This is a genomic window from Waterburya sp., from assembly GCF_058530065.1.
On the sequence record NZ_JBZNBU010000244.1, the window covers coordinates 1 to 11,341 of the forward strand.

10 protein-coding genes and 1 pseudogene are annotated in these 11,341 nt (G+C 38.9%); 9 read left to right on the forward strand and 2 right to left on the reverse strand.

The window, feature by feature from the left end; translation table 11 throughout:
• Positions 1 to 617: pseudogene (locus AC33VI_RS14540) on the reverse strand (hypothetical protein); the annotation flags it as partial.
• Positions 618 to 992: 375 nt separating this feature from the next.
• Between AC33VI_RS14540 and purU the strand changes: the two are divergent.
• Both purU and rsmA read left to right on the forward strand, forming a co-directional pair.
• Entirely contained in the window at positions 993 to 1,847 is an 855-nt protein-coding gene (gene purU, locus AC33VI_RS14545; RefSeq protein ID WP_491782984.1) for a formyltetrahydrofolate deformylase, read from the forward strand.
• Between the two features lie 30 nt (positions 1,848 to 1,877).
• The gene (gene rsmA / locus AC33VI_RS14550; protein ID WP_491782985.1) at positions 1,878 to 2,705 is read left to right on the forward strand and encodes a 16S rRNA (adenine(1518)-N(6)/adenine(1519)-N(6))-dimethyltransferase RsmA; all 828 of its coding nucleotides are present in this window, start codon (positions 1,878 to 1,880) and stop codon (positions 2,703 to 2,705) included.
• A gap of 74 nt (positions 2,706 to 2,779) precedes the next feature.
• Here rsmA and AC33VI_RS14555 read toward each other — a convergent pair whose 3' ends face one another.
• On the reverse strand, positions 2,780 to 3,031 hold the full coding sequence (locus AC33VI_RS14555) for a zinc-ribbon domain containing protein (RefSeq protein ID WP_491782993.1): 252 nt from the start codon (positions 3,029 to 3,031) through the stop codon (positions 2,780 to 2,782).
• A 109-nt stretch (positions 3,032 to 3,140) separates the two neighbouring features.
• Between AC33VI_RS14555 and AC33VI_RS14560 the strand changes: the two genes are divergently transcribed.
• The 7 genes from AC33VI_RS14560 (at position 3,141) to leuS (ending at position 11,089) form a co-directional block, all read left to right on the forward strand.
• Positions 3,141 to 4,292 carry a HEAT repeat domain-containing protein gene (locus tag AC33VI_RS14560; RefSeq protein ID WP_491782986.1) on the forward strand — a complete coding sequence of 384 codons (1,152 nt, stop codon included), beginning with the start codon at positions 3,141 to 3,143 and terminating at the stop codon, positions 4,290 to 4,292.
• A gap of 6 nt (positions 4,293 to 4,298) precedes the next feature.
• On the forward strand, positions 4,299 to 4,544 hold the full coding sequence (locus tag AC33VI_RS14565) for a hypothetical protein (RefSeq protein WP_491782987.1): 246 nt from the start codon (positions 4,299 to 4,301) through the stop codon (positions 4,542 to 4,544).
• Between the two features lie 217 nt (positions 4,545 to 4,761).
• Positions 4,762 to 5,538: a Fe-S cluster assembly ATPase SufC gene (sufC, locus tag AC33VI_RS14570; RefSeq protein ID WP_491782988.1), complete on the forward strand. Its 777-nt coding sequence runs from the start codon at positions 4,762 to 4,764 to the stop codon at positions 5,536 to 5,538.
• Positions 5,538 to 6,854, forward strand: coding sequence for a Fe-S cluster assembly protein SufD (sufD, locus tag AC33VI_RS14575; RefSeq protein ID WP_491782989.1), 1,317 nt, complete (start codon positions 5,538 to 5,540; stop codon positions 6,852 to 6,854). Before sufC ends, sufD begins: the two co-directional genes overlap by 1 nt.
• A gap of 82 nt (positions 6,855 to 6,936) precedes the next feature.
• Positions 6,937 to 8,199 (forward strand): SufS family cysteine desulfurase, encoded by a 1,263-nt coding sequence (locus tag AC33VI_RS14580; protein ID WP_491782990.1) that lies wholly within the window; start codon positions 6,937 to 6,939, stop codon positions 8,197 to 8,199.
• A 74-nt stretch (positions 8,200 to 8,273) separates the two neighbouring features.
• A complete protein-coding gene (locus tag AC33VI_RS14585) occupies positions 8,274 to 8,435 on the forward strand; it encodes a hypothetical protein (RefSeq protein ID WP_491782991.1) in 162 nt (53 codons plus the stop codon).
• 98 nt (positions 8,436 to 8,533) lie between these two features.
• Positions 8,534 to 11,089: a leucine--tRNA ligase gene (gene leuS / locus AC33VI_RS14590; protein ID WP_491782992.1), complete on the forward strand. Its 2,556-nt coding sequence runs from the start codon at positions 8,534 to 8,536 to the stop codon at positions 11,087 to 11,089.
• The last annotated feature ends 252 nt before the right edge of the window (positions 11,090 to 11,341 follow it).

Consider the following 11,341-nt stretch of genomic DNA (forward strand, 5'->3'; position numbering starts at 1 on the left):
GTCTCTTCCAGGTTCTGAGCAACTTCACTCAATCCATCTAATTCTAAATCCGAATTATCCAGGGCTAATGATTCTAAATTAGTCTCTTCAGGGTTCTGAGCAACTTCACTCAATCCATCTAATTCTAAATCCGAATTATCCAGGGCTAATGATTCTAAATTGCTCTCTTCAGGTCTATTTTGAGTAGAAGAAATTAAAGATTCAAATTCACTCAAGCTATCTATTCCTAAATGGGAGTTATCAGGATTAACTTCCTCTACTCCTTCAAACCCCAATTCATTCAAATCCTCTTCCGACATATCTTGCTGGAAATCAGGATTATTTTCTGCTGATAAGGCATCGCGAAAATCCCAGTTATCAAAATCCAATTCTGATAGTTTCTTTTTCTGAGAAGGTTTTGAGGTAATTTCGGAGACTAGATTTGTCGTATTTTCAATCGTATCAATATTAGTATTTGCATCTTTAGCAGAAATAATTTCAGTGACGGATTCGGGATCTTCTTCTTCTTCTGTCCACAAATCTGCTAAATCTCCTTCCTCTTGGTTGGCGATCTGGGAAGTATCTAATGATTCGTCTAGATTTTCATTAGCTTCTAACGGCTTGTCTTGACTGTTCATAATAGTTATAGCTGTGACTGAATATTGCTCTGGTTGCTCAACTTTTTAATAAAGACTAAAAGTAAGTTTGCTAATTTGATAGGTCGCAATTTATTGATAAATTTGCTCCTGTAAAAATTTTGAAGTTTAGATTGATCTGTATGTAAAAATATAGAATAGTGCGAATGCCATTATGAAGCATCATATTAAGTATATTTTTGAATTATATAGTCGTTAGCATAATTTTAGTCTTCCCAAAATTAAAGGTTCTTATTTAACTTCCCTAAAACAAATCTGACTTTGCTTCAATCTATCTGTTATGCTGTGATGTCTGACTCTAAAAGTTCTCATTTTAGTATTAAGTAGTAGTTAGAAAACGCGACTCGCCTATTATTTATGATTGAGCCTACTGCAACCTTGTTGATTTCCTGTCCCGATAGTCCTGGATTGGTGGCAAAGATAGCCAATTTTATTTATGCTAACGGCGGTAATATCATTCATGCCGATCAGTACACTGATTGCGATACAAGTTTATTCGCGATTCGTATAGAATGGCAACTAGAAGGATTCAATTTGCCTCGCAATAGCATCGCTACAGCCTTTAGCGCGATCGCTAAACCCTTGAATGCCTCATGGCAACTACATTTTTCTGATACTGTATCTAATATTGCTATTTGGGTAACCAAGCAAGATCATTGTTTGCTAGATTTACTCTGGCGCAATCAGGCAAGAGAATTACCAGGAAAAATTGCCTTAATAATTAGCAATCACGAAGATCTGAAAACTACTGCCGAACAATTTGGGATCGATTTTCACTATATACCTATTACTAAAGAAAATAAGGCAGAGCAAGAAATTAAACAATTAGAATTGTTGCAGCAGTATCAAATAGATTTGGTGGTTTTAGCTAAGTATATGCAAATTCTCAGCCCTAAATTGGTTGAGGAATTTCCTAATGTAATTAATATTCATCATTCTTTTTTGCCTGCTTTTCCTGGGGCTAAACCCTATCATCGCGCTCATGCTAGAGGAGTCAAAATCATTGGCGCAACCGCTCATTATGTAACGGAAGATTTAGACGAAGGGCCTATCATCGAACAGGAAGTAGCTCGCGTAAACCATCACGATACTGTCAAAGATCTAATTCGTAAAGGCAGAGATCTAGAACGGTTGGTACTATCTCGTGCCGTTCGCTTACACCTACAACATAAGGTCTTAGTTTATGATAATAAGACTGTAGTTTTTAGTTAATTAATAATTCATTATATTAATAATTCATAAATGAATAAAAAGCGTTCTTCTTTTCGTCCTCGCAAACAATTCGGTCAACATTGGTTAAGAGATGAAACAGTTTTAGACCAAATCATTTTAGCGGGAGAATTGAAGCAAAGCGATCGCATTCTGGAAATTGGCCCAGGCACTGGAGCTTTGACCAGTAGATTGTTATCTAAAGTTAGTGCTTTAGTATCCGTAGAAATAGATCGCGATTTATGTAAGAAATTAGTACATAAATATGGAGAATTTGATAACTTTCTTTTGGCTCAGGATGATTTTTTGAAACTGAATTTACCTGGTTTATTAGCACAGTTTCCTAAATTTCAAAATCCTAATAAAGTACTTGCTAATATTCCCTACAATATCACAGGGCCAATTATCGAAAAGTTGTTGGGTAAAATTGCAACTCCCCCATCTCAATCTTATGAGTCTATAGTCTTACTAGTCCAAAAAGAAGTAGGAGAAAGACTAGTAGCAACCCCAGGGACAAAAGCTTTTGGAGCTTTATCAATTCGCGTCCAGTATTTAGCTAGTTGTGAATTAATTTGTGATGTCCCTGCCAGAGCTTTTTATCCACCACCAAAAGTAGATTCGGTTGTAATTAAATTATGTCCTCGTCCTATCCCCAATCCTGCGGATAATCCCCGTCGGCTAGAAACTTTAATTAAGTTGGGTTTCGCCAACCGCCGCAAAATGTTGCGTAATAATCTTAAGAGTATTATCGATCCTCAAGATTTGAATAATTTGTTAGAAAAACTTGGTTTTAATCCTCAATGTCGTGCAGAAGATTTGACTTTAGAGAATTGGATTTTATTAAGTAATCATCTTAATTAAACTGCATCCAATTGGAACCCTAGAGTTTTTAATTTAACTGCTCGTAAGTAACAAGTAATAAGTAACAAGCTACTTTAATTTTTTCTTCTAATTTTTTGACAGTTTTTATATTGCTTTGGACGAGATAGAACCCAAAATTGAAGTTTTTTATACCAAAATTGCTGTTCTGAGGCTGAAAAAACAAACTTATTATTACAATCTTCGTAATTAAGTTCTACATCAAAAAAAGCAAAGTTATGAGTTTTATGTTTTACAAAGCTACAACTGCGATCGCATCGATAACAAGATGTAGATTTTGAGAACAGGCGATCGCTTGTTAAGATCATTTTTTTATCTACAGTATTGATAGATAGATCGAAAGGTTTCACTTCAATTGCTCTTTTATTCAAAATACTAATCTTATACAATACCCATGTACTGCACAAGTTGAATTAAATGCTAGAAGGAGTTAACGCTGTTCCTTGGGAAGATCTAAAAAATACTTTTTGTTTTATTTCTCATGATAAGGATTTAGATTTCCCCGCTCTTTTACATCAATTAACTAGTGAAGATAAAGAAGAACGTTGGCAGAGTTTGGGAATATTGTACGAATATTTGATGCACCAAGGTAGTCGATTTGAAGGAACATCTTACGTTTTACCTTTTATCATCGAATTGTGTGGAGAACCATCCGTACCAGATAGACATTGCCTACTATGGTTTTGGGGATTTGCCATTACTAGCTATTTTAGCGTTAGAGAACGTCCGTATTGGGGAGATGGCAAACAAGTTTATGAATATGGCGAAGTCTGCCAATGGATGACGGATAGCAATTCGGTATTGCATCGAATTTATCGAGAATCAATTAAAGCAAAAGAGTTGTTGTTCTATCTTTTACGCGATCGAGATCCTTTAATTAGGAAAGGCACGATTAGAGTGTTAGCTTCTATGCCGACAATTGCCGAACTCTCAGTACCAAAATTAGCAGCACAACTAGAGAAAGAAACAACAGACGATTTGCGTGGAAGTATTGCTTTTGCTTTAGGAGAACTTGAGGCTTCGGATTTATTACTCAAAATTCTTGCAGAAGAAGAATTTACCGCAACCAAATGTATGGCAGTTTGTCAGCTTGCACGAATCAATCCTCAAGAATCACTAATTGAACCGTTATTAGAGTTTCTTGGTAATCCATTAGAAGAATATCAAAATCTTGTAGGTGCGGGAGGTAAATCTATGGATGATGCTGCTTTTGCCATCTCTCATTTACCTCGCAAAGTTCAACAGCAAGCTATTCCTGCCATATGCAAACGTCTCAAACAAGCAAGATCCTTTGACACTGTACCCTTAGTACAAACTTTATTATCCGCAGCGTTTGAAAAAAGAAATGAGCCTTTAGTCGAATCTAATCTAACCACAATTCAAAAGTTAGTCTTAAGCCAAATGTTGTTAACAGATGAGCTATGGTCGATTGGTAATTTAATCGGAGTTTTTCAAGCTTATGGTTTACCAGATGGACTACAAAACAAAAAAGAGAAATGTGCCGATTTAGTGGGAATGGAACTTACTACTGATGAAGCCTTGACTCAACTTCGCTGGGGATTAGCTTAGGCAGAAATGGGGGTTTTTTTAGAAAAAGCGCGAAAGGCTATTAATAAAGCTCTTGAAATAGATAATACAGTGTTTGAAAGAATACCAACACCAGAAGAAGCCTGGTTGCTATGTGCCAAAGCCTTTGCAAAAACTGATGAAAAACGAGCTATTTTAGCTTTCCGACAAGCTTATTTGATTAACTCCTCAATAATTAATTTCATTTCCCCCAATTGGGATTTAGCAAAATTACTTCAAAAATATGATTTTTAATTACAAAGTATTTTTTTAATGCTGCTGAATTTTAAGATATCTGCGAGAAATAATTAATTTCTAACTTTGACAACATTTTGGTTGTTAAAGTATCCTACAATAGACTTAAACAACAAAAATGTTGTTTTAATGTCAAACAACCAAAAATACTTCTCAATCCTCATGTTACTTGAGTTTGGAAGTCTGCAAATCAACTATCAAGATTGTTTAACCAACAATGAGCGAAACCATTTTATCAATACGCAATCTAACAGCCAACGTTGACGGTACGCCTATCTTAAAAGGCGTTAACTTAGAAATAAAAGCGGGAGAAGTCCACGCGATTATGGGGCGCAACGGTTCGGGGAAAAGCACCCTCTCTAAGATTATTGCAGGACATCCTGATTATGAAGTGACAGGGGGCGAAATTATCTATCAAGGAGAAAGTATCCTCGACAAAGAACCCAACGAGAGAGCCAACAGTGGGATCTTTTTGGCTTTTCAATATCCTTTGGCTATTCCTGGGGTAAGTAATTTAGATTTTATGCGGGTGGCTTATAATGCCAAGCGTAAATACCAAGGTTTGTCAGAAATCGATACTTTTGATTTTGAAGACTTAATTGAAGAGAAGCTAGAAGTTGTGAAAATGAATCCTAGCTTTTTAGCAAGAAGTCTCAATGAAGGTTTCTCTGGGGGAGAAAAAAAGCGCAATGAAATTCTTCAAATGGCTTTATTAGATCCTACCCTAACTATTTTGGACGAGATTGATTCTGGATTGGATATTGATGCTTTAAGAATTGTTTCCGATGGGGTAAATCAATTAAAAACTCCTGAAAAAGGTTACTTAGTAATTACCCACTACCAAAGATTGCTCGATTACATCCAACCCGATTTCGTTCATGTGATGCAAGAAGGCAGAATTATTACTAGTGGTGGTAAAGAATTGGCACTAGAACTAGAAAATCGCGGTTATGACTTCCTCGACGATAAATCTACTGCGGAGGTAGGAGTGTAATGGCGGTACAAATTCCTTTCTCAACTATCTCTCAAGTAGATCGAACGGCAGTAGTAGAAGATATCTTTTTTACTGGTTTGCTAGAACATTGTCAGGTAAACGATCGAGATCCTCAGTGGTTAAAAGATATTCGCCAAAAAGCTAAAGCTTGGTTGTCTGGTTTGTCCGTACCTACTCGCAAGGATGAAGATTGGCGGTTTATCGATCTATCGGATTTAACCAAAGCAAAATTTATCGCACCATCCGTAGGGGCGAATAACCATTCGCCCAAATCCATCGCAGAAACCCAAAATAGCAGTCTAGTATTTATTAATGGTAAATATAATCCCGAACTTTCCGATTTAACTGCATTACCTAAAGGGCTATATGTTGGCAGTTTGGCAGATTTACCCGCAGAATACGACGCAAGTAAATATTTTGCTCAATCTCATGGGGCGCAAGATGCTTTTACCAGCCTCAATACGGCGGGTGGTAATGAAGTTGCAGTTATCTGGGCAACCAGAAACACTGTAATTGATACTCCCATTCAAATTGTCTTTGCTACTAGTAGCGAGACAGAGGCTATCTTTACTCAACCTCGTATCTTAGTAGTAGCTGAAACAGGATCTAGTATTTCTTTTTTGGAAGAATATAGTGGTGCTGGTGAATACTTTAGCAATGCAGTAACAGAAATATACGTCGCAGAGAATGCCAGAGTAAACCATACTCGCTTGCAAGAAGAATCTGACGATAGTTTTCACATTGGCAAAACTGCCATATCTCAAAAGCGAGATAGTTACTATACTATTAATGAGATTAATTTGGGAGCAAAATTATACCGTCATAACCCAGAAATCCTACAGCAGGGAGAACAAACAGAGACTAACCTCAATGCCTTGACAGTAGCTACAGGAAATCAAACCTCCGATACCCACAGCATAATTGCCTTAACTAAACCTCGTGGAACTACGGATCAACTACATAAATGTATTGTAGGCGATCGCGCCCATACAATATTTAACGGTAAAGTATTCGTACCCAAAGAAGCACAACTAACCGATGCGACTCAACTTAACCGCAATTTAATGCTATCTCCCAAAGCTAGGGTAGATACCAAACCAGAATTACAAATCACTGCGGATAACGTCAAATGCGCCCACGGCGCGACAGTCAGCCAGCTAGAAGCGGACGAAATATTCTATCTTCGCAGTCGGGGTTTAAATGAAAACGATGCTAATCAATTATTAATTGATGCTTTTGCAGCAGAAATAATCGATCGCATTCCTCTAAAATCATTACAGGCTAAAATCCTCAACACTATTAAACAAAAAGTGTAGTAGATAAAAATTCATAGCTAATAGCTAAAAGCTAAAGCCAATCTATCCCCAACGTAGTCTATTAACCAAACAACTACAATCAATGACTTTTACCCAAGAAAAAACATTAGGCGATCGCGTTAGAAATGATTTCCCGATTTTGCATCAGGAAGTTAATAACAATCCTTTAATCTATTTTGATAGTGCTGCTAGTTCTCAAAAACCCCAAGCGGTATTAGATGCACTGCAACATTACTATCAACAGGATAATGCTAACGTTCATCGTGGGGCGCACACCCTTAGCGGAAGAGCAACAGATGCTTATGAGGGTGCTAGGGATAAAGTGGCGAAGTTTATCAATGCTGCTTGTCGCGAGGAAATTGTTTATACTCGCAATGCCAGCGAAGCAATTAACTTGGTGGCATATAGTTGGGGGTTGGCTAATTTAAAGCCTGGAGACGAAATTATTCTTTCAGTAATGGAACATCATAGCAATATTGTTCCTTGGCAAATTATTGCTGAAAAAACTGGGGCGGTAATTAAATATGTGGAACTAACTCCCGAAGAAACCTTCGACTTCGAGCAATATAAATCTTTACTATCGGAGCAAACTAAACTAGTTTCTATCGTTCATGTTTCTAATACTCTAGGAGTAATCAACCCTGTAAAAGAAATTACTCAAGAGGCTCACAAATATGGCGCGAAAGTATTAATCGATGCCTGTCAAAGCGTGCCTCATATGCCCATCGACGTACAGGCTATAGATTGTGACTGGTTGGTAGCTTCAGGACATAAAATGTGCGCCACTACAGGTATTGGTTTCCTTTACGGGAAAAAAGATATCTTGCTAGCTATGCCTCCTTTTCTGGGCGGTGGCGAAATGATCGACGAAGTATTTTTAGATCGTTCTACTTATGGTGACTTACCCCACAAATTTGAAGCGGGTACTCCTGCTATTGGTGAAGCGATCGCCCTAGGGGCAGCAGTAGACTATCTTAATAGTATTGGCATGGATAAGACTCACGACTATGAAGAGGAATTAACTGCCTATTTATTCGCGAAACTAGCTACTATCCCCAGCCTCAGAATTTACGGTAAAAAGCCCACTCCCGAAGGTAAGGGTAGAGCAGCTTTAGCAGCATTTAATGTGGAAGGTGTTCACGCCAGCGATTTGGCAACCTTACTCGATCACGAAGGAATTGCTATCAGATCTGGACATCATTGTACCCAACCTCTACATCGTATTTTTAATGCTTCTGGTAGTGCTAGGGCGAGCTTATATTTTTACAACACTCGCGAAGAAATCGACACATTTGTTAAGGCATTAAAAAGTACTATCGATTTCTTTAAAAGTATGGAAGGGTAAAGCAATACACAGCAAGCAAATGTTTTTTCTGAGGTGACTGCCAAGGAAGATGACGATCTTCAATTTATTTCTGTTTGCACGACTACTTAGAAGAAATCGAGCAAAAACTGCAACAAAACCAACAAGCGATCGCAAAATTATTTAAACTAGTGGGATTAACGGAAGCAAATATAACCTTCAAACCGCTACAGATATTGTTAAACAAATCGAACGAGCCAGATTGTAAGGAGGTTTGAGAGCTTTCAAGCCACAACTTTAGACTTAAATCTTAAAATAAAATGTACTATTAAAGAGTTTTCTAATTTAATAACAAGCTATAGGAGTAAACCCAGTCGTGGAGTCGCGATATAACCCAGCAGAAATAGAACAGAAATGGCAACAGCAATGGCAAGAATCGGGAATAGATAAGACTCCCGATGGGAAAGATCGACCTAAATTTTACGCCCTCTCCATGTTTCCCTATCCTTCGGGAAATCTACACATGGGACACGTTCGCAACTATGTCATTACCGATGTAATTGCCCGTCTCAAACGAATGCAGGGCTATCGGGTGCTACATCCAATGGGTTGGGATGCTTTTGGTTTGCCCGCTGAAAATGCAGCGATCGATCGCGGTATTCCTCCAGCAGAATGGACTTATCAAAACATCGAGCAAATGCGATCGCAACTGCAACAATTGGGGCTATCTCTCGATTGGGATCGGGAAGTGGCGACTTGTTCTCCCGACTACTATAAATGGACGCAATGGCTGTTTCTCCAATTTCTGGATGCGGGGTTGGCATATCAAAAAGAAGCTGCGGTTAACTGGGATCCTATCGACCAAACTGTTTTGGCTAACGAACAGGTAGACAGCGAGGGTAGAAGTTGGCGATCTGGGGCAATTGTCGAGCGTAAATTGCTCAAGCAGTGGTTTTTTAAAATTACCGACTATGCCGAGAAACTATTACAAGACTTAGACCAGCTTGACGGTTGGCCCGAGCGCGTTAAAACCATGCAGGCTAACTGGATCGGTAAGTCTGTGGGTGCTTATTTGGAGTTTCCTATTGTGGGCATGGACGAAAAAATTGCCGTCTTCACCACTCGCCCCGATACCGTCTATGGGGTAACCTATGTGGTACTAGCCCCCGAACACCCTTTAACTCCTGAAGTCACTACTCCAGAACAAAAAGCTGCGGTAGAAGAGTTTATGGACAAAATCAAGGGGCAAAGTGAAATGGAACGTACTGCCGAAGATAAGCCCAAACAAGGGGTACTTACTGGCGGTAAGGCAATCAATCCTTTCAACGGCGAATCAGTACCAATTTTGATTGCCGACTACGTACTGTACGAATACGGTACTGGGGCGGTAATGGGAGTACCAGCCCACGATACTAGGGATTTCAAATTTGCCACGGAAAAAGGTTTACCCATCAAAACTGTAATTGTGCCAGAAGGTGAAACTGCCGATACACCATTGTCAAATGCCTATACCGATCCAGGCACGATGGTTAATTCCGCACAGTTTGATGGTATAAATTCCGTTGAAGGTAAAACCAAAATCATCGAATATGCTGAAGTTAAGGGTTACGGTAAAGCTAAGGTGCAATATCGCTTGCGCGACTGGTTGATTTCTCGTCAGAGATATTGGGGTTGTCCAATTCCTGTAATTCATTGTGATGATTGCGGTACAGTACCCGTACCAGATAAAGATTTACCCGTAGAATTGCCCGAAAATGTGGAATTTTCTGGGCGCGGTGGATCGCCTTTGGCACAACTAGAGGATTGGATTAATGTGGATTGTCCCAACTGCGGTAAAGCTGCCAAACGAGAAACCGATACTATGGACACTTTTATCGATTCTTCTTGGTACTATCTTCGTTATAGCGATGCCAAAAATACCGAAATTCCCTTTACCCAGGACAAGGTAAATGATTGGATGCCAGTGGATCAATACGTGGGTGGTATCGAACACGCGATTTTGCACCTATTGTATTCTCGCTTCTTTACTAAAGTATTACGAGACAGAGGTTTACTCAATTTCGACGAACCATTTAAACGTTTACTTACTCAAGGCATGGTACAGGGTTTAACCTATAAAAATCCTCAAACTAATAAATACATTCCTGCTTCTGAAGTAGATCGAGATAATGCGGTAGATCCCGAAACAGGGGATAAATTAGATGTTTTCTTTGAGAAGATGTCTAAGTCTAAATACAACGGTGTCGCCCCCGAAGATGTAATTTCAGATTATGGTGTGGATACTGCCCGTATGTTTGCCATGTTTAAAGCACCTCCAGAAAAAGACCTCGAATGGGATGATGCCGATGTAGAAGGGCAATATCGCTTTTTAAATCGGGTCTGGAATTTAGTTACCAGTTTCGATTCTGCAAAGATTAAAGAAGCATCAGGGAATTTAAACAAAGACGAAAAAGACTTACGCCGTGCTATCCACACTGCTATTAAAGAAATTACCGAAGATTTAACAGGAGACTATCAATTTAATACTGCGGTATCTGAGTTAATGAAACTCAGCAATGCCCTTAAAGATGCTAAATGCGAAGCTTCCTCTGTTTATCAAGAAGGTATCGAAACTCTCGTACTTTTACTCGCCCCCTTTGCCCCTCATATCGCCGAAGAATTATGGCATAGTTTGGGACACCAGGAATCTGTCCACCAACAGCAATGGCGCGAAGCCGACGAATCTGCTTTAGTAGTTGATGAAATAACCCTCGTCGTACAAATCATGGGCAAAACACGGGGTACGATTCCAGTACCCGCAGGTAGCGACAAGGCTGCTTTAGAAAAATATGCCACCGAGTCGGATATCGCTCAAAAATATATTGCAGGGAAGGAAATTAGAAAAGTAATTGTCGTACCAAATAAGTTAGTTAATTTCGTCGTTGCTAAATAATCTGAGTTTGTAGCAAGGGCAGTTCGCCCTACAGGATTATAGTCATTCCAATTAGTTTCCTGATGGTATTTACATATTGATAACAAACTGGAATACCACTCCTAATCTCTACTTTTTCAAGGTATTGTGCGGTTTTTATTTGGAATGACTATAGCTTCGCGTCCGAACCGCCCCCAATACAAAAATTACTGCGCTTTTCACATGGGTAGACCACATAATTAAACTTTAAAAACTAAGAACTAAGAACTAAAA